The organism is Cellulomonas sp. P2_B4 (assembly GCF_056404795.1).
In genome coordinates, this window is sequence record NZ_JBFUDI010000001.1 from 459911 (window position 1) to 478672 (window position 18762).

Here is an 18762-nt window from a genome sequence, read left to right on the forward strand (position 1 = left end):
TCAGACAAATCGCGGAATCATATCCCACCGACCGCGTCGCACCCCGGCGCGGCGGAGCCTCAGAGCAGGCCGGCGACCAGGCTGCGCCGCAGGTCCTGGCTCGTCGCGTGGATGCCGTCGGGCAGGGTCGTGAACGTCCTGCGGTCCAGCTCCGTCCACACCACGGAGCGGAAGCGCAGGTCGCGCGCCTGCTGCTTGGCGAGGTCCGAACCGCCGAGCGTGACCAGGACGTTTCGGCCCAGCACCGCCCGGCTGTAGCCGAGCAGGCCCGCGATCGTGGTGGCCTGCTGGGCGGCGAAGATCTTCAGGACGGGTTCCGTCGGCTGCCGCACGGCGAGCAGGTCCAGCGCGTCGAGCACCATCTGCGCGCAGTCGTCGACGTAGATGTAGTCGCGGATCGTGTCGAGCGACACGTAGATCCCGATCGGCTGGCGTAGCAGGTAGGACCGGATCAGGCGCGAGACGAGCCCCTGGTCCTTGGCCAGGTTCTGACCGGGCCCGTACAGGTTGGAGATCCGCCCGACGAGGACCTGCGTGCCCGCACCGGCGAGACGGCGGGCCTGCTCCTCGAGGCGCAGCTTGCCGTGGCCGTACGCGGCGAGCGGGCTCGGGGTGGTGAGCTCGGTGAACGGCGGGTCGGCGGCGCCCGCGAACACCCCGCCCGCCGACGAGGCCAGGAAGAACCGGGGCGGCGCGACGTCCCGGGCGAGCAGCGTGTCGACGATCGCCGTCATCGCCGCGACCTCGGCATCCACCTGGACGGGCGTCGCTGCGGTCACGCTCGCACCGGCGCACCAGGCGACGCCCCAGTCGTCGCCCCACTGTGCACCCGCGCTCTCGATCGCCTCGACGGCGTGCTCGGCCGCGTCCGGCGTGGACCAGGCCACCTCGGCGGTCCGCCACGGGCGCCCGTCCTGCGTCAGAGCGCGCCCCACCGCGCGGCCGAGCAGTCCTCGGGCTCCGAAGACGAGGACCGGGCGCTGGCTCACGTCGGCCTCACTTCGAACGGGGAGACCTGCCGAGCGGCCCGGCGCCGGGATCGCTGACGATCAGGTAGATCGGCTTCCCCATCGCCATGTTCACGGCCACGCCGATGTACTCGGCGATCACTCCCAGCGCGAACAGCACGGCGCCCGTGCTGACGAGCATCACCACGATGCTCGACGTCCAGCCGGCCGGTTCGGTCCCGCCCGCGAAGTGGGCGACGACGAGCCACAGCGCCAGGAGGATCCCGCCCAGGCCGAAGGCGACGCCGATGAGGCTCACCACGCGCAGCGGCCTGGTGCCGCTCGAGATGACCATGCGCCAGAAGTGCGAGAGCAGCCGCCGGGTGGAGTAGCCCGACGCCCGATCGCCCTCCGAACGGAGCCCGACCGGGCAGGTCGCCGGGCTGCCGGCGATCCAGCCGAGCGCCACGTCGAGGTAGACGCCCGAGCCGGCGAACGCCGCCGCGCTCCGGCCGACCTCGCCGAGCACCAGGCGGAAGCTCTGGTACGCCGACGCGTCGGTGCCCCCGAAGAGCTTCTCGATGACGAACTTGGCGCCGCGGGACGCGATGTTGCGCAGGAAGCCGTGCGGGGCGGCGTTGGTGGGCTCGGCGTAGACCACGGACCGGCCGGTGCGCACCGCCGTGTCGACGAGGTCGGCGATCGCGGCCGGGTCGTGCTGGCCGTCCTCGTCCATAGTGACGATCCAGTCGCCGCCGCTGGAGGCCATGCCCGCGAGAGTGGCGGGGTGCTGGCCGAAGTTGCGGCTGAGCCACAGGGTGCGGACCCACCTGTACTGCTCGGCGAGTTCGCGCATCGTCTGAGCCGAGTTGTCCGGGCCGTGGTCGTGCACCAGCAGGACCTCGGTGACGACCGCCTCGTGACCGTCCGGCGTGGTGAAAGAGGAGGTGTAGGGGTCGAGCTCCGCGATCACCGCGGCGAGCGTGCGCTCGCCCTGGTAGACGGGGATGACCACCGAGATCCGGTGCGGAGGCGTGGCCGGCGTCTCGGCAATGGGAATCACGCCACGGACTATAGTCTGCGTGGCGTCGGCACCCGTCGTGCCGCGAGCCGCTCCCGATGCGAGGCGGCAGCCCGTGAGGGCGCCGCAGCCGTAGGGACGGCACCCCCGAAGGACGGATGGACGAGCACGTGGACGAGCACCACCCCGGCACGCAGCCGGTCGTGGCCGCGCCCGAACCGGCGCCGGTCCCGCCTGCGGGTATGGAGGGCGAGACCGGTCTGCTCTTCCGGATCGTCACCGACCAGCGGATCGCGTTCCTCATCGTCGGCGGCATCAACACCGTCGTCGGCATGGGCTGGTTCATCGTCTTCGACCGCACCGTGGGCCAGCACCTCGGCTACATGGTGTCGCTGATCCTGGCGCACATCGCGTCGGTCCTGTGCGCGTTCGTGCTCTATCGGCGGTTCGTCTTCCGGGTGCGCGGCCACGTACTGCGAGACCTGTGGCGGTTCGAGGTGGTCAACCTCACCGCGCTCGGGATCAACCTGGTCACCCTGCCGCTCGTCGTCGAGGTGTTCGGGCTCCCGCCCATCCCTGCCCAGCTGCTCGTCACGGTCGTGACCATGGTGATCAGCTTCTTCGGCCACCGGGGCTTCTCCTTCCGACGTCCGCCGACGTCGGCGGACCCCGCCGCCTGAGCACGTCGGGTGAACTGCGTGTCCGTGCACGGATCTCCAGGGGCGTGCGGCTAAGGTAGGCCGACTCAGCGCCGTCGAGACCACCCAGGAGGGTCGAGGATGATCCGCCTCGCTCGATCGATCGCTTGCGCCCTCGTGGCGACGCTCGTGGCGACGGCGGCGGTGGTCACCGGTGCGATCGCCCCGGCGGCAGCTGCTGACCCGTCCCAGTTCCGGCCCAGCAGCATCATCAGCGACGCGCTCTTCTTCGACGGCGGCGCGATGACCGCCGGTGACGTGCAGGCCTTCCTGGTCTCCAAGGGTGGTGCGTGCACCGCGGGCGCCCTCTGCCTGAAGAACTACGTCGCGGCGACCACGAGCCAGCCCGCCGAGGCGAACCTCTGCGGCGCCTACCCCGGCGGCGGCGTCGAGTCGGCCGCGGCGATCATCGCCAAGGTCGGCGCGGTCTGCGGGATCAGCCAGAAGGCGCTGCTCGTGACGCTCCAGAAGGAGCAGGGACTCGTCACGGCCACGTCGCCGACGGACTCCCGCTACCGGATCGCCATGGGCTTCGGCTGCCCCGACACGGCACCCTGCGATGCGCAGTACTACGGGTTCTTCAACCAGGTCTACCGTGCGGCCCGGCAGTTCAAGAGGTACGCCGCGACCCCGCAGAACTACAGCTACCGCGCGGGCCGCGTGAACACCATCCTCTTCAACCCGAACGGCGGCTGCGGCAGCTCCCAGGTCTTCATCGACAACCAGGCGACGGCCGGCCTGTACACCTACACGCCGTACCAGCCGAACGCGAGCGCTCTGGCCAACCTCTATGGCACGGGCGACGGCTGCGGCAGCTACGGCAACAGGAACTTCTGGCGGGACTACACCGACTGGTTCGGGTCGACGCAGGTGGGCGCCAACCTGGTGCGCACCAACGAGTCGCCCACCGTCTACCTGGTCACCTTCGACCGCAAGTACCCGATCGCTGACCTCGCGACGATGCAGGGCCTCGCGCCCCTGGGCGGCGTCGGGTACGTCCAGCAGTCCTTCCTGGACGCCCGCACGACCGGGGTAACCCTCGGCCGGTTCATCCGTGACCGCGCCGGCCTGATCTACTTCATGGACCGCGGCCAGATCTGGAACGTCGCCGACTGCAGCCAGCTCGCCGAGTGGGGCGCCTCCTGCGCGGACTACGGCACGATGGCGCTGTCCGACGTGCAGATGGCCGGCTTCCAGCGGATGGGGCAGCTGAGCTTCTCCGCGCGGACGGTCGAGGGTCGCTGGTTCGCGATCTACGGCGGCGCGAAGCACGAGATCGCCGACGGACCCTCGGCGGCCGGGAACGCCGCCGCCGGGACCCCGGCGATCAACATCGCGGACGCCGCTCTGGACCGTCTGCCGTACGGCGCGCCGCTCGTGCGCCCCGCCGTGTTCGTGCGTGACCGTTCCACCGGGGCCGACGTCTTCATCGACACGACCGGCATCCTGACGGTCGTGCCGGGCCTCCTCGCGACGACCTCGCTGCACAACGCGACCTCGCTGGGGTTCCTGTCGCTCGACCACGGGAGCATGGCCCTGCTGCCGGCTCCGGTCGGTGCGCTGACCGGCACGTTCAAGTCGCCCTCGGGTCAGCACTACGCCCTGACGGGCGGTGCTCCGGTCGCGCTGGGCGCCGGTCAGCTGACGCAGCTCGCCTCGACCGCGCCGACCCTGTCGTCCGGCGTGGTGGCCGCCCTCGGTGCACCGACGTCGGGGACCGTCTTCGTCCGGTCGATCGACAGCGGGACGCTCTACCTGGCGACCGACTCCGTGAAGCGTCCGATCGCGACGATGGAGATCGCCGGTGCACTCGCCGGTCCGGCGGGCGCCAGCGTCACGTTCGTCTCGGCCGCCGACCTGGCGAAGATCCCGACCGGCGTGGACGTCCTGCGTCCGGGGACGATGGTCAAGTCGCCGGAGTCCCCGCAGATCTACCTGGTCGACGGGCCCCGGACGCTCGTCCCCGTCACGGCGTTCGGCGTCACCGAGTCGCTCGGCATCGGAGGCTGGAGCACGATCCCCTCCGCGACGCTCGCCGGGTACACGGTCGCACCGGCTCCGCTGAGCGGCGTGCTGGCCTGCGGGACGGCGCGCTACGTCGGTGTCGGCGGCAGCGTCGCGGCTGTGCCGACGACGCTCGTCGACGGCTCGGGCGTGCCGACGACCGTGCTGGACCCGGGCACCTGCTCGACGCTGCGCGTCAGCGCGGCCCTGAACCCGAGCGTGCTCTTCGTGAAGTCGACGGAGCAGCCGTACCTCTACGCGGCCTCCGCCGGAAAGAAGCGGCCGATCTCGACGATGACGACGGCGTTCGCGCTCAGCAGCGCGAGCGGCTCGATGATCATCGCGCTCGTGCCGCAGGCGCTCCTGGACGGGATCCCCACGGGGGGTGAGGCGCTGGCGCCCGCCACCCTGGTGAAGACGGCCGACGACCCGACGATCTACGTCGTCGACGGGCTGAGCACGGCCGTGCCGCTCCCGTCGTTCGCGGTCTCCGACGCCCTCGGGATCCGCGGGTACTCGGTGGTTGCTGCCGCGACGCTCGGCGGGTACACCAAGGCCGCCCAGCCGCTCAACTCGATCGTGGCGTGCGGCCCGTGGCGCGGCATCGGCTCCGGGGGGAGGCTGAACCTGGTCGCGAACACGGTGTTCGACCCGTCCGGCAGCCCGCACACGCCGCTCGACGTGTCCACGTGCCTGGCCCTGCCGCGTGCCGCTGGGGTCGCGTACGGGCCGATCTTCGCCCGTTCGCAGTCCGACCCGACGCTCTACGTGGTCCAGGGAGGCCAGAAGCTCCCGGTGGCGACGATGGACCGGGCGTTCGCGCTCGCCGCCGGTCAGCCGTTCCTCGTCGGGATCGTCAACCAGGCCCAGCTCGCGGCGCTCCCGACGGGGCCCGCGGCCTGATCGGGCGCCGCCCGGGTCTCCACAGGGCGGCGACGGGGCGCTGTCAGGACCAGTCGGTCACGAACGGGGTGTCGACCCCGACCGGGTCGACCTTGCGCGCGCCGCCCGGGTTGCCGAGGGGCTCGTCGCGACCCGGCAGCGTCATGGTGAAGAAGAGGGCGTTGTCGTCCAGGAACGCCTGGCGCGTGGCGTCGGAGCGCACGGACTTGGCCGGGAAGATCGCGACCTCGGGACAGGCCAGCTCGCACGCGCCGCAGTCGATGCACTCGACCGGGTTGATGTAGTTCTTGCGCTCGCCCTCGTAGATGCAGTCCACCGGGCAGACGTCGATGCAGGAGCCGTCCTGGTTGTCGATGCACTCCGAGGAGATGACGAAGGTCATGATGCTGCCCCTTCCTGCTCGAGGACCGGCTCGTTCGTCCGGTCCGTGGAGTGCCCTGGCGCCAGTATCGCCTCGGGATCGATGAGCACCGCGGCGTTGTTCGCGGCCGTCGCTGCGTCCCCGAAGCCCGTCGACATGAGTGCGACCTTCCCTGGATACCAGGCGGCGTCACCGATGGCAAAGACCCCGGAGAGGTTCGTGCGCATCGACGTGTCGACCCGGATCCGGCGGTCGTGCATCTCGAGGCCCCAGGTGGTCAGGGGACCCAGGTCGGAGATCAGCCCGAGGGCGCCGACCACCACATCGGCCCGCAGCGAGTGGAGCTCGCCGGTCCTGGCCCGGATGGTCACGGTGCGCACCACGGCATCGCCGTCGACGGCCACGATCTCGCAGTCGGTCTTGATCTGGGCACCGCCGTCGATCGCGCGCTGCAGGTTCGCCGCGTGCGCGCGGAAGGCCCGGCGGCGGTGCACGACCGTGACGGAGCGTGCGTGCGGCAGGGCCTCCAGGGCCCAGTCGACGGCGCTGTCGCCGCCACCCACGACGACGACGTCGAGCCCGGCGTACGCGCTGGGGTCGGCCATCGTGTACGAGAGTCCGCGGCCGAGCCACTCGTGGCCCACGGGCAGCGGTCGCGGCTCGATGCCGCCGACGCCGCTCGCCAGGATGACGGCGCTGCACTCGAGGCGGGTGCCGTCCTCGAGCTCGACCGCGAGCTCGCCGGTGCGGTCGCCCGTGTGCAGGCTGGTCGCGCGGCGACCCAGCAGGAAGCGTGGGGAGTACGGCGCGGCCTGCTCCAGGAGGTTCGCCACCAGGTTCGCCCCGGTGACGCCCGGCAGGCCGGCGATGTCGTAGATCTTCTTGTTCGGGTAGAGCGCCGCGACCTGCCCACCGGGCTCGTCGTGGCTGTCCACGACGACGACCGAGAGGCCACGGAACCCGGCGCAGTACGCCGCCCACAGGCCCGCGGGACCGGCGCCCACGACGACGATGTCGGCGGGCGCGGCCTGCGCCGCGGTCGTCACGACGCCGCCTTGGCGAGGTCGTCGAACGCCGCGACCTGGTCGAGGCTCACCTCGCGGGCGTCCTCACCGTCGGCGACACGTCGGGCCCAGGCGACCGTCCAGGCGAGCGTGTCGTCGAACCCGAGCACGTTCTGCCAACCGAGCTGGAGCTCCGCCTTGCGGGCGTCGAGCGCGAGCAGGTTCGCCTCGTGCGGGTGCTCCCCGCCGTCGGTGGTCCAGGCGGCCCCGTCGCCCCACAGCTCGGCGACGCGCGTGGCCACCGAGCCCACGTCGACGAAGCTCGCCGTGCCGGGGCCGAAGTTGTAGGCCTCGCCGGCCGAGCGGCCGTCGAGCAGTGCGTCGACGAGCGTGAGGTAGCCGTTGAGGCAGTCGAGGACGTGCTGCCAGGGGCGGACGGCGCCCGGGAAGCGCAGCACCGGCGAGGTGCCGGCCCGGTACGCGGCGAGCAGGTCCACCATCAGGCGGTCGGCGCTGACGTCGCCGCCGCCGACGACGTTGCCCGCACGGGCGATCGCCGTCGCGGGGTCCTGCGGGTGCGTCGCGATCCACGACTGCGAGAGCACGTCCGCCGCCGCCTTGGACGCGGAGTACGGGTCGACCCCGCCGAGGGCGTCGTGCTCGCGGTAGCCCCAGATCTGGTCGACGTTCCGGTACACCTTGTCCGTCGTGACGATGACCTGCGCCTTGGCCGTCGCCGCGGCCGAGACCGCCTCGAGGACGTTGAACGTGCCGAGCACGTTGGTCTCGTAGGTGAAGCGCTGGTCGCGGTAGGACTCCCGGACGAGAGGCTGGGCGGCCAGGTGCAGGACCACGTCGGCGTTCGCCTGCGCGACCGCGTCGGTCACCGCGCGGGCGTCACGGATATCCACCCGTAGGTCCTGCGCGAGCAGCTCGCCGACGCGGGCGCGCTCGTACAGCGCGCCGGGCACGGGGTCGAGCGCCAGGCCGACCACTTCGTGGCCGCGACCGGCCAGGAGGAGTGCGAGCCAGGCACCCTTGAAGCCGGTGTGGCCCGTCACCAGGTACCGCATCAGGCCTTCCCCGCGCGGTCGCGCAGGTAGCCGATCAGGGTGTCGGCGATGTAGTCGAGCATCGGCTGGGTGAGGCCCGGGTAGACACCGAGCCAGAACGAGCGGGTCATGACCGTGTCGGAGTTCTTCAGGTCGCTGATCACGCGGTGCTCGATGTTGCGGTAGGCGGGCTGGCGGAGCAGGTTGCCCGCGAAGATCAGGCGCGTGCCCACGTGCTTCGAGTCGAGGTACCGCATGAGGTCCTCGCGGTCCACGGGGTAGCTCGGGTCGAGGGTCAGCGGGAAGCCGAACCACGCCGGGTCGGAGTGCTCGGTGGCGCGGGGCAGGATGAGACCCTCGACGCCCTGCAGCCGCTCGTACAGGTAGGCGAAGTTCTCCTTGCGACGAGCCACGAAGTGGTCGATCTTCGCCAGCTGGCTCAGGCCGAGCGCGGCCTGCATGTCGGTCGCCTTGAGGTTGTAGCCGATGTGGCTGTACGTGTACTTGTGGTCGTAGCCGAGCGGCAGGTCGCCCAGCTGCCAGTCGAACCGCTTGCCGCAGGTGTCGTCCTTGCCGGTGTCGCAGTAGCAGTCGCGGCCCCAGTCGCGGAACGACTCAACCTGGCGCTTGACCAGCGGTGACTTGGCGAAGACCGCCCCACCCTCACCCGTGGTGATGTGGTGCGCCGGGTAGAACGAGACCGTCGCGGTGTCGCCGAACGAGCCGGTGCGCTGGCCTCGGTAGGTGGAGCCCAGGGCGTCGCACGAGTCCTCGACGAGCCACAGCTTGTGCTCCTTGCAGAGCGCTTGGACCAGGTCGAGGTCGAACGGGTTGCCGAGGGTGTGCGCCATCATGATCGCGCGCGTCTTGGGGCCGATCGCCTCGCGCAGCTGGTCGCCGATCGCGTCGTACGTGCCGATCTCGACGTCGACGAACACCGGCACGAGGCCGTGCTGGATGATCGGGTTGACCGTCGTCGGGAAGCCCGAGGCGACGGTGACGACCTCGTCGCCCTCCTTGAGGTGCTTCGGGCCGAGCTTCGGGCTTGTGAGGGCGGCGAGCGCCACGAGGTTGGCGGACGAGCCGCTGTTCACGAACGTGGCCGACCGGGCGCCGACGAACTCGGCGAGGGCCTCCTGGAACTGCTCGTGGTAGCGGCCGGACGTCAGCCACCCGTCGAGCGAGGAGTCGACCAGCGCGACGAGGTCCTCCGGCGTGAGCACCTTGCCCGAGACCGGAACGGTGCTGGTGCCCGCCTCGAACGGTCGAGGTTCGAGAGAGGTCTCCGCGAAGGCCCGGACGAGGTCGAGGATGGATTCACGGCTGACGGGCACTGCACTCACGGAGAAAGCTCCTCAGATGTCGGGGGGGCCGACCCACGATGTTATCCGACGGACGCTGCCGCCCGGCGCGCCGACCGCCCAGAGGCTCAGGCCGTGGCGTCGCTCGACGTGTCCGGTGTGCGTCGCAGCCGCGTGACCAGGTACGCGACCCGGCGCAGGGCGTCCTGCACCCGGACGCCGACGCGAGAACGTCGCAGGTCCGTCGGTGACAGGTCGGCGAGGTCGTGCTCGACCACCCGGTCCACCCAGCCGTTGATGTGCTTGGTCTGGACGTCCGAGAGCGAGGAGGACCACGACCCGTTAGCGAGGCGGAACCGTGCCAGCGGGACCCGCGCGACGACGAGGCTGCCGTGCTGCAGCACCCGCGAGTACATGTCGAGGTCGATCACGTAGCCGAACGAGCCGTCCCACGGCAGCTCCGTCAGCAGCGGCTCTCGGCGGAACAGGACCGCGCTCGGCTCGCCGAGCAGGTTGCTGCCGACGAGGCAGCACTGCCGGACGGCGGCGCGGCCCTCGACCTCGCCACGCAGGCCGATGAGCCCGCGGCGCTTGACCAGCACGCGCCCCGAGTCGTCGACGACGGTGCGCATCGACGCCGCGAGGACCGCGGCCGGGTGCTTCACCAGCTGCGCCGCCTGCGCCTGCAGCGCCGTCGGCTCCAGCACGTCGTCGGCGCAGACGAGCTTGATCAGGTCGCCGCTCGCCAGCCTGATGGCGTCGGTCCAGTTGGTCGCGGCGTCGACGAGCGACTCCTGCCGGACCACGCGGACGCCTTCGGGTGCGTGCGCGTCGAGCCACTCGGCCGTGCCGTCGGTCGACCCGTTCTCGAGGACCACGACCTCGTCAGCCGGCCGGGTCTGTCCCAGGACGCTCTCGATCGTCGCAGGCAGGTGCGGCATCCCGTTGTGCACCGGGATGACGACCGAGACCGTGAGGGTCATGAGGCCGCCCCCCAGAGAGCAGAGAGGCCGTCGCGCAGCGGCACCTGCGGCCGCCAGCCGATGTCGTCGGACGCCACGAGCCAGTCCTGCGTCATCTCCCGCGGGCGGTCCTCGCGGGCGCCCCAGGTCACGTCCAGCGTGCGACCGGTGACGTCCTCGACGAGCTCGACCAGCTCACGCACCGTGACGGGCGAGCCGCTGCGCGCGACGAGACGGGTGACCGGGCCGTCGTGGACATCCGCGGCGCGCAGGGCCGCGACGACGTCCGTGACGTAGGTGAGGTCGACCAGCTGCTTGCCGGAGGACATGGTCAGCGCGGTGCCTTTGCGGGCGGCGCCGAGGATGGCCCCGACCAGCTTGCCGCGGTCGTCGTCGGGACCGTACGTGTCGAAGAGGCAGACCTCGCGCGTGTCGAGCGCCTCGACCTCCTGGAAGTAGCGCAGGACGTCGACGAAGGCCTGCTTCATCGCGGCGTACAGCGAGACGGGGGAGTACTCCGCGCCCTCGAAGTGCTGCCAGGCAGAGGTGGCGTGCACGAGCCGTGCGCCCACGCGGACGGCACCCTCGGCGACGACCGTCCCCAGCGTCACGTTCGAGTCGACCATGTCCGCGAGCTCGTCGGGCCGGTGCCGTGCGACGAAGTGCGTGGCCAGGTGGAAGACGGTCGTGGGCGCGATCTCGTCGATGACGCCAGCCACGTCGACGCTCGGGCGCGGCAGCGCGTGGACGGTGATGCCCCCGGGTGCCTGCGGCCGGCGCTGCGACGTGGCCCGCGTCAGGACGTGGACGTCGTTGCCGTCGGCGGCCAGGGCGCGGACGAGGTGCCGCCCGATGAAGCCGGTGCCGCCGGTGACCAGGACAGTGCTCATGCAGGGCTCCAGACGAACGGGGAGTCGAACTCGGCGAGCGCCGGCAGCGCGGCGTCGCGGTCGGAGACCACGGGGTGGCTGGTCCGCCATCCGGCGGGCACCGAGTCCCAGCGGACGCCCGCGTCGGTGGCGGGGTCGAAGGCGCCGTCCTGCAGATAGCACATCGTCGCGTCGCCCTCGACGACCTCGAACCCGTGCGCGCACCCGATCGGCACCAGCACCGCGCCGCTGCCGGGCGTCAGGTCGTACGTCACCAGCTCGCCCTCGGTGGGCGAGCCGCGGCGCAGGTCGAGCACGACGTCGGTCACGCGACCGGTCAGGACGAACACCAGCTTCGCCACGGCGGTGGGCGGGACCTGGAAGTGCAGCCCCCGGACCGTGCCCGCGGCCGAGGAGCTCCAGTAGACCTCGGCGATGTCGAATTCGATCCCGGCCGCCTCGAGCACGGTGGGGGAGTACGGCTTGGTGAACGCGCCGCGCCGGTCGGTGTGGAACGGGGGGTGCGCCAGACCGACGCCGGGCAACGGGCTCGGCGTGTACAGCTCCGTCACCAGACGTGCCAGGGGGCCGTGCCGCTCGACCACAGCTCGTTGAGCAGGTTCGACTCGCGCAGCGTGTCCATCGGCTGGAAGAAGCCCTCGTGCTTGTAGGCCATGAGCTGACCGTCGGCCGCGAGGCGCTGCAGGGGCTGCTGCTCGAGCACGCACTCCGGGTCGAGATAGTCGATGACGCCCGGCTCGAAGACGAAGTAGCCGGCGTTGACCCAGCCGTCGGCCTGCGGCTTCTCGCGGAACTGCTCGACATGCCCGTCGGCGTTGAGGTCCATCACGCCGAAGCGGCTGGGCGGGCGCACCGTGGTGACGGTGGCCAGCTTGCCGTGCGACTCGTGGAACGCGAGGAGCTGGGCGATGTCCACGTCGGCGAGCCCGTCGCCGTAGGTGCACAGGAACCGCTCGCCCTCGAAGTACTTGGCCGCCCGGAACACGCGGCCGCCCGTCATCGTCAGCTCGCCGGTGAACGCGACCGTGACGGTCCAGTCGGTGTCCTCGTGCGCGCCGTGGTACGTCAACGAGCTGCGATCGCCGAGGTGGAGCGTGATGTCGTTGTTGCGCGCCTCGTAGTTGAGGAAGTAGTCCTTGATGGTGTCCGACTTGTAGCCCGTGCAGACCACGAACTCGTCCTGCCCGTAGTGCGCGAACAGCTTCATGATGTGCCACAGGATCGGGCGACCGCCCACCTCGACCATCGGCTTCGGGCGGTACTCGGTCTCCTCGCGCAGGCGCGTGCCCAGGCCTCCGGCCAGCAGGACGGTCTTCATCGTCTCCTCGTTCGTCGCACAGGCGACCAGGCCGTGAAGGGCCTCGGACGGTCGGTGGGGTCGCCGGTCAGGATAGCCCAGACGCGCGAAGGAGCGACCTGTCGTCAGCCGACGACGGGCACCGCGTCGGACGTCGCGCCGCCCGGGACCCAGACCAGTCGGGCGGTCCAGCCGGAGGTCGAACTCTTCGGTGCAGGAACGGACACACCGGGGCAGAGCGTCGTGGACGCGTCCGCGACGGAGGTCGAGGAGACCTTCGCGACGACGGTGCCTCCGCTGACCACCTCGAAGCGGCACTCGCCCCCGTCCTGCAGCACACCCTCCACGTAGCCGCTCATCTCGACGTTCCCTCCGAAGACGCCCGCGGAGACGAGCACCGGGTGTCCCGAGGTGGTCTCGGAGCCGCCGTCGTCCGCGGCCGGCGGCTCGGTGGGTTCCGCCGGGTCCGCCGGTTCGGCGGGCTCGGACGGGTCGTCGGTCGTCGGGGTCGTGGCCGTCGTGCTCGGCGGGGCGGCGGAGGTCGACGAGTGCGTGGGCGTGCTCCCGGCCGACGGATCGGCGTCAGCCGCGTTCCCCGTGCACGCCGCGGTGAGCACGAGGGTCAGGGCGGCGAGCAGGGGCAGTGCGGTACGGCGGACCACGGATCGGTCTCCTTCGACGTGCGGACGGGTGCGGAGCGCGGGGGTCACAGGTTCGGGCCCAGCGGGACCCGGTTCAACGACGACTGCGGCGCGAAGGCGACGACGAGCGGCCCGCCCGCGGCGATCCCGAGCACCTGCGGCATCGTGGACGCGAGGCGACGGGTGCCGCCCGTGAGCAGGAACAGGGCCGGGTCCTGTGCCGACCGTGCGAACACGGGACCGGTCCAGGCTCCGACCGTGGGTGCGTTCGCGCAGGTGGACGCGTGCAGCGCGGTCCCCGGTGCACCATCGGCGGGGAGGACCCCGAACAACGGGTGCATCGCGCCACCGAAGCCGACGAGCGCCGAGCTCGGGCAGAGCCAGATCTGCGAGAGCGGCTCGGCGTGCTTCGCGTATGTGGAGAGAGTGGCGGACGGCACGACCGACCAGGCCGTGCTCACGCCGAGCTCGGCGGCGAGGGCGAAAGACGGCAGGAACACCAGGCGGTCGCTGCCGTCGACCAGGTAGATGTCGGGGGCGTCCGGCGCCTTGACCAACTGACCCGGCGCGAGCATCGCCGGACCGGTCGGCACGCCGTCGAGGCTGGACTGGTCGACGAACGAGATCGCGTACCGGCTGCCGGCGACGAGCGCGCCGAGGACCGCCATCGAGGGCACGGGGCGCTTCACGCCACCGATCACCTCGAAGACGGTCGGCTGGGCGACGGACCGCACCAGCACCGGTGCGTCCCAGGCGGACCCGTGCGGGAGGTTCGCGCACGTCGACCCCGCGAGGGAGGTCCCGGGGGTACCAGAGCCGGCGAGCGTCCCGGCGGGCAGCGACCACAGCCGGCCGCCGCTGCCGACGAAGCCCTGCCCGTCGCACGACACGACGGTTCCCAAGGGCGTGGCGACGTGCTGGTACCCCGCGAGAGACGCCGCCGGAAGCTCACGGAAGGACGTGGGGACGCCGAGCGTCAGTGCCGTCTCGAAGGCGGGCAGGAACACGAGGCGGTCCAGCCCGTCCACCAGGTACACCGTCGGCACCCCGACGGCCTTGACCAGCTGACCCGGGCCGAGCGCGGCCGGCCCCTCGGCGAGCGCGCCGAGCGAGGCCGGTGACACGAGCGCCGGGACGAGCGGCCCGCCGGCCGCGAGCGCGGCGGCGTCGGCCATGGTCAGGACCGGCCGTCGGGTCCCGCCGGCCAGGAGGTAGAGGGTTCCGGCGTCGGCGGTCCGGACGAACAGGACCGATTGCACCGGCAACGGCGCGAGAGCGGCGATGGTCGCCGCCTCGACGGGGGTCCCGGTGTCGGCGGGCATCTGGTCGGCGCCGAGCCGGACGGCGCCGCCGACCGTCAGGGCGACGCGGCTGCCGTCGGGCGCCCGCAGCGCGCCGTCGGCCGTCGCGCGCGGGGTGGGCAGGGCGGCCATGCTCGTCGCCTCGAGCCAGCGCACGGGCAGGGCGGCGTTGCCGATCAGCGACGCGGCCATCGTCGCGGCGGACAGCCGGACCCCGTTGACCCGGTCGAGCAGGACGCCCGCGCCGGTGCTGCGGTCACGCGCGACGATGCCGGTCCGGACGATCGGCGCCCCGAGGGCCAGGCGGACGCCCGCCGACGCGCTCAGCGCGAGCACCGGTCCGTCGGGCTGCACGGGCGACGCGGCGAGCGATGCGACGTCGGCGACCTCGCGCCGCACCCCGTCGTCGACGAGGTACTGGGCGCCGCTCGGTGTGGTCCAGCTGGTCGACAGGGCTCCGCCGTCGCGCAGGAGCGCAGCCATCGGGTCGGGCAGCCGCATCGCGCCGTAGGTGTCGCACCTCGCGCCCCACTCAGCCAGCTGGGCGCAGTCCCGGACCGGGTAGACCCGGCTGGAGTCGACGAGCGAGATCACGCCGGAGGAGTCGCGGACGAACTGGCTGATCGCGGGGCCCGTGCGCAGCGGCGCCAGCTGGTCGGCCGGGACCTGGCCGATCGGTCCCAGCGCGCCGAGCGCCCCGAGGGCCACCGGGTCGCTCACGGGGTACTTCGCGTCGCCGGTCGCGACGTAGACCGTCGGGTCGCCCGAGGACTTGACGAGGTTGTAGCCGAAGTTGCTGGCGCCGTAGGCCCCGGCGTACTGCTGGGCGAGGGCCCGGATCGTGTTCAGCTGGCTGTAGCCGATGTTGCCCGGACAGGCGGTGAACGCGACGTCGCGGTGCCCGAAGATGATCGGCAGCCCGACGGTCACCCCGGCCGGATATCGAGAGTTCTCCCCGCCCCACGTGGTGTAGCTCATCGACCCGACGGGCTGCACGCCGTACGCCGAGAGCCGCCACGCCGCGATGCGGGCGACCGCGTCGACGGTCGCGGCCGTGAGGGCGACGTTCGTGTAGTCGCCGAGCACGGAGATGCCGACCGTGCCGGTGTTGAAGCCGCCGGCGTGCACGCCGATGACGGCCTGGGTCAGCGAGCCTGCGCGGCCCTCGTAGACGTTGCCCCACTTGTCGACGACGAAGTTGTACCCGATGTCGCACCAGCCGCGGGAGGCGATGTGGTACCGCTGGTCGTTGCGGAGCTGCTGGAGGGCGTCGGCCGGGGTCGCGTAGTCCGGGTCGGCGGTGTGGTGCACGACCGCGCCGACGAGCCGGCTGGCGACGTCGGGGGTGCAGACGGCCGGAGCCGCGCCCCACTCCGCGCGAGTGATGACCCGCGGCGTGGAGGCGGGTGCGGCGCCGAGGCCCCGGGGAACCGACGACGAGACGTGGCCGGGTGAGCCAGCACCCGACAGGCCCGAGACGGCCGCCGTGGGGGTGTCGGGCGACGCGACCATCGCGACCGACAGGTCGTCGGGAAGCTCGGTGCCCGCACCGACGACGAACGAGAGCTGGACCGCGTCCGAGTCGCCGACCCAGACCGACGGGGTGCCGTCGCGGACCTGCGCGCGGTCGTCGACGGTCCCGGCGTCCGGGCTCTCGTCGGCGGTCTCGAGCTCCTGCCACTCACCCCAGGTCTCGCCGTGCCGGGCCCGCACCTGCGGCTCGAGGTCGGCGGCGTCCGCGCCCTGCTCCCAGGTCACGCCGACGGTCTGGAACGTGTCGTTCTCGATCACCGCGCTCTCGACGCGCACGGGCGCCGGGGCCGCCTCGACGGCCTCGGCGGCGGGCACGTCGACGGCGACCTCGTCGAGGGTCGTCGCGGACGCCGGCGGGGCCACCACCTCCGCTGCCGCGGTCGAGGCGACGGTCGGGACCGCGGCAGCTGGAGCGCCCTGCGCGGCGGCGCACGGGACGACGACGAGCGCCAGGACGGCGGCAGCGGTGACGGTGATCGAGGCGCGCATCACCCGAGCATGCGTGACGAGACACCCGCCTGTCGGTTCGGCGCGCCGTCGGGACCCCGACCGGTGGAGCATCGGAATCAGACGGGTCGCGGGGACAAGGTCGCGCCGAGATGGACGAAACCGACCTCGGTGCCGGTCGTGGTGACCTGGACCCGGGCGGCCTCGCGGAGACGGTGCAGCTCGGCCCCGGCGGCGTCGGCGATCGCGCCGTGCAGGGTGTACGTGCCCTCGCCCAGCTGCGTCGCGAGCACCTCGAAGTCGAACGACGCCGTCCCGACGAGCGGGGACAGCGCGACGTCGAGCAGCCGGCTGTTGGTGCCGTAGATGCTCTGCCCGCTGGCCGAGTCGATGCCGAACCCGAGGATCCACCCCTCGACGGCCGTGCGGCTCGTGACCGAGACGCGCACGGTGATCGGGGTGCCGGTGGCCACCACGTCGACGGGCGCGCCGCCCTGCAGGACCTCGATCCCCGTGACCTCGACGGGCGCCGGGGCGGCGTCGGCGGTCCCGGCCGCCTCCCGCGCCCGTTGGAGCTCGCTCGCACGGGTCTTGTCGAACTCCGTGCGCAGGACGCGCAGCGCCTCGAGCGGGGGTCCGTCGGCGGTCACGTTCCCGTGCTCGAGCACGATCGCGCGGTCGCACAGCTCCGCGACCTGGTCCAGCCCGTGGGTCACGAGGATGATCGTGCGCCCCTCCTGCTGGAACTGGCGGATGCGGTCCATGCACTTGCGCTGGAACGGTTCGTCGCCCACGGCGAGCACCTCGTCGACCAGGAGCACGTCCGGGTCCACGTGGATGGCCACGGCGAACGCGAGGCGCACGTACATGCCCGACGAGTAGAACTTCACCTGGGTGTCGATGAACTGCCCGATGCCGGAGAACTCGACGATCGCGTCGAAGCTTGCGTCGGTCTGCTGCGTGCTCAGGCCCAGGATCGAGGCGTTGAGATAGACGTTCTCGCGACCCGTGAGGTCCGGGTGGAAGCCCGCGCCGAGCTCGAGGAGCGCGGCCATGCGACCGCGGACGCGCACCGTGCCGGTGGTCGGCTGCAGGATGCCGCCGATCATCTTGAGCAGCGTGCTCTTGCCGGAGCCGTTCGGCCCGACCAGCCCGACGGTCGTGCCTGCCTCGATGGTGAGGCTCACGTCGCGCAGGGCCCAGAAGTCCTCCTTGTGGAGGTTGGAGCGGCCGAAGTTGACCACACGCTCCTTGAGGGACTTCTCCTTGCGGATGACGAACCGCTTGGAGAGGTCCTCGATCTCGACGACCGTGGGGCGGCCCATCACAGCTCCTGCGCAAAGTTGCCCTGGAGGCGCACGAAGACCCGCTGCGCCACCCAGACGAACACGACCCCGACGGCCAGCCAGATCCACAGCAGCCCTGTGAGGTTCTCGGGCACGGGCTGGTCCCGGCCGGCCACCCAGAACACCTGCTGGAAGCCCATGATCGCGACGGTCATCGGGTTCGCCAGATAGAGGTTGCCGACGGTCTTCCCGGCCTGGTCCACGACCAGCGCCCACGAGTACACGATCGGCGAGGCCCAGAACGCGATCATCAGGGCGATCTCGACCAGGTACTGGATGTCGCGCAGGTACACGTTCAGCGCGGCGAGCAGCAGCGCCCAGCCGAGGCCCGTCACGATGATCACGGCGAGCGACAGCGGCAGGTAGAACCAGTCCGTGCCCGTCGGCACGTCGCCGACGACGATCGTCGCGACGAACAGGATGCCGAGCTGGATCAGGAAGTTGAACAACGCGGAGCCGAGGCTGCTCAGCGGGAAGATCTCGCGCGGGAGGTAGACCTTCTTGATCAGGCCACCGTTGCCGACGATCGAGCCCGTCCCGGTCGTCACGGTCTCAGCGAACAGCCCCCACGCGGTCAGGCCGGTGTAGATGAACACGGCGAAGTCGGGGATGTTGCGCGCGGCGCCGAGGAACTGGCCGAGGGCGATGAAGTAGATCAGGAGCAGGGCGAGCGGCCGCAGCAGGCTCCACACGAACCCGAGGGTGCTGTCCTTGTACCGCGCCTTCAGTTCACGACGGATGAGCATGTCGAGCAGCTGGCGGTGGGCCCAGATGTCGCGCAGCTGCTGGCTGGTCCCGTCCGCGGGCCCGGTCGTGCGCAGGGGCTCGAGCGCCAGGCGCGCAGAGCGGTCCTCACTGATGGATGTCATTCGTACGGTGCTCCAGGCGTGGTGGACGGCCGACCGCTGGGTCGGCCACGACAGACTACTCGTCGCGCTCAGCGGCCTTGGGGTCCGCCGGTGGTGTCGTGGAACACGTCCCAGAGGCGGGCCGCGTAGCCGCGCCAGCTCGTCGGCGGGCGGTCCCGGGCCTCGGCCGAGAGCCTGCGGTGCAG

The 18762-nt window shown here is 71.8% G+C and carries 16 protein-coding genes; 2 read left to right on the top strand and 14 right to left on the bottom strand.

Annotation, left to right across the window (positions count from 1 at the left end; all coding sequences use genetic code 11):
• Positions 1–59: 59 nt before the first annotated feature.
• Both AC1DZC_RS02175 and AC1DZC_RS02180 read right to left on the bottom strand, forming a co-directional pair.
• Positions 60–989 carry an NAD-dependent epimerase/dehydratase family protein gene (locus tag AC1DZC_RS02175; RefSeq protein ID WP_477042062.1) on the bottom strand — a complete coding sequence of 310 codons (930 nt, stop codon included), beginning with the start codon at positions 987–989 and terminating at the stop codon, positions 60–62.
• A gap of 7 nt (positions 990–996) precedes the next feature.
• On the bottom strand, positions 997–2010 hold the full coding sequence (locus tag AC1DZC_RS02180; protein WP_477042063.1) for a glycosyltransferase: 1014 nt from the start codon (positions 2008–2010) through the stop codon (positions 997–999).
• 116 nt (positions 2011–2126) lie between these two features.
• Between AC1DZC_RS02180 and AC1DZC_RS02185 the strand changes: the two genes are divergently transcribed.
• Both AC1DZC_RS02185 and AC1DZC_RS02190 read left to right on the top strand, forming a co-directional pair.
• Positions 2127–2648: a GtrA family protein gene (locus AC1DZC_RS02185; protein ID WP_477042064.1), complete on the top strand. Its 522-nt coding sequence runs from the start codon at positions 2127–2129 to the stop codon at positions 2646–2648.
• A gap of 99 nt (positions 2649–2747) precedes the next feature.
• Positions 2748–5573 carry a hypothetical protein gene (locus AC1DZC_RS02190; RefSeq protein ID WP_477042065.1) on the top strand — a complete coding sequence of 942 codons (2826 nt, stop codon included), beginning with the start codon at positions 2748–2750 and terminating at the stop codon, positions 5571–5573.
• 43 nt (positions 5574–5616) lie between these two features.
• Here the strand turns inward: AC1DZC_RS02190 and AC1DZC_RS02195 are convergent, their stop codons facing one another.
• From AC1DZC_RS02195 to AC1DZC_RS02250, 12 genes are all read right to left on the bottom strand, one after another.
• Positions 5617–5955, bottom strand: coding sequence for an indolepyruvate ferredoxin oxidoreductase subunit alpha (locus AC1DZC_RS02195; RefSeq protein WP_477042066.1), 339 nt, complete (start codon positions 5953–5955; stop codon positions 5617–5619).
• Positions 5952–6980, bottom strand: coding sequence for an NAD(P)/FAD-dependent oxidoreductase (locus tag AC1DZC_RS02200; protein WP_477042067.1), 1029 nt, complete (start codon positions 6978–6980; stop codon positions 5952–5954). Before AC1DZC_RS02200 ends, AC1DZC_RS02195 begins: the two co-directional genes overlap by 4 nt.
• On the bottom strand, positions 6977–8011 hold the full coding sequence (gene rfbG, locus AC1DZC_RS02205; RefSeq protein ID WP_477042068.1) for a CDP-glucose 4,6-dehydratase: 1035 nt from the start codon (positions 8009–8011) through the stop codon (positions 6977–6979). The genes AC1DZC_RS02200 and rfbG overlap by 4 nt, the downstream gene beginning before the upstream one ends.
• Positions 8011–9333 carry a lipopolysaccharide biosynthesis protein RfbH gene (rfbH, locus tag AC1DZC_RS02210; RefSeq protein ID WP_477042069.1) on the bottom strand — a complete coding sequence of 441 codons (1323 nt, stop codon included), beginning with the start codon at positions 9331–9333 and terminating at the stop codon, positions 8011–8013. Before rfbH ends, rfbG begins: the two co-directional genes overlap by 1 nt.
• 86 nt (positions 9334–9419) lie before the next feature.
• Complete coding sequence (locus AC1DZC_RS02215; protein ID WP_477042070.1) at positions 9420–10274, bottom strand: glycosyltransferase family 2 protein; 855 nt, start codon at positions 10272–10274, stop codon at positions 9420–9422.
• Positions 10271–11143, bottom strand: a complete 873-nt coding sequence (locus AC1DZC_RS02220; protein WP_477042071.1) for an NAD-dependent epimerase/dehydratase family protein — start codon at positions 11141–11143, stop codon at positions 10271–10273. The genes AC1DZC_RS02215 and AC1DZC_RS02220 overlap by 4 nt, the downstream gene beginning before the upstream one ends.
• Positions 11140–11694, bottom strand: coding sequence for a dTDP-4-dehydrorhamnose 3,5-epimerase family protein (locus AC1DZC_RS02225; protein ID WP_477042072.1), 555 nt, complete (start codon positions 11692–11694; stop codon positions 11140–11142). Before AC1DZC_RS02225 ends, AC1DZC_RS02220 begins: the two co-directional genes overlap by 4 nt.
• On the bottom strand, positions 11691–12461 hold the full coding sequence (gene rfbF / locus AC1DZC_RS02230; RefSeq protein ID WP_477042073.1) for a glucose-1-phosphate cytidylyltransferase: 771 nt from the start codon (positions 12459–12461) through the stop codon (positions 11691–11693). Before rfbF ends, AC1DZC_RS02225 begins: the two co-directional genes overlap by 4 nt.
• Before the next feature lie 104 nt (positions 12462–12565).
• Complete coding sequence (locus tag AC1DZC_RS02235; RefSeq protein WP_477042074.1) at positions 12566–13102, bottom strand: hypothetical protein; 537 nt, start codon at positions 13100–13102, stop codon at positions 12566–12568.
• A 44-nt stretch (positions 13103–13146) separates the two neighbouring features.
• Entirely contained in the window at positions 13147–16404 is a 3258-nt protein-coding gene (locus tag AC1DZC_RS02240; RefSeq protein ID WP_477042075.1) for an N-acetylmuramoyl-L-alanine amidase, read from the bottom strand.
• 77 nt (positions 16405–16481) lie between these two features.
• The gene (locus AC1DZC_RS02245; RefSeq protein WP_477042076.1) at positions 16482–17687 is read right to left on the bottom strand and encodes an ABC transporter ATP-binding protein; all 1206 of its coding nucleotides are present in this window, start codon (positions 17685–17687) and stop codon (positions 16482–16484) included.
• Positions 17687–18577: an ABC transporter permease gene (locus AC1DZC_RS02250; RefSeq protein ID WP_477042077.1), complete on the bottom strand. Its 891-nt coding sequence runs from the start codon at positions 18575–18577 to the stop codon at positions 17687–17689. Before AC1DZC_RS02250 ends, AC1DZC_RS02245 begins: the two co-directional genes overlap by 1 nt.
• Positions 18578–18762 lie beyond the last annotated feature (185 nt).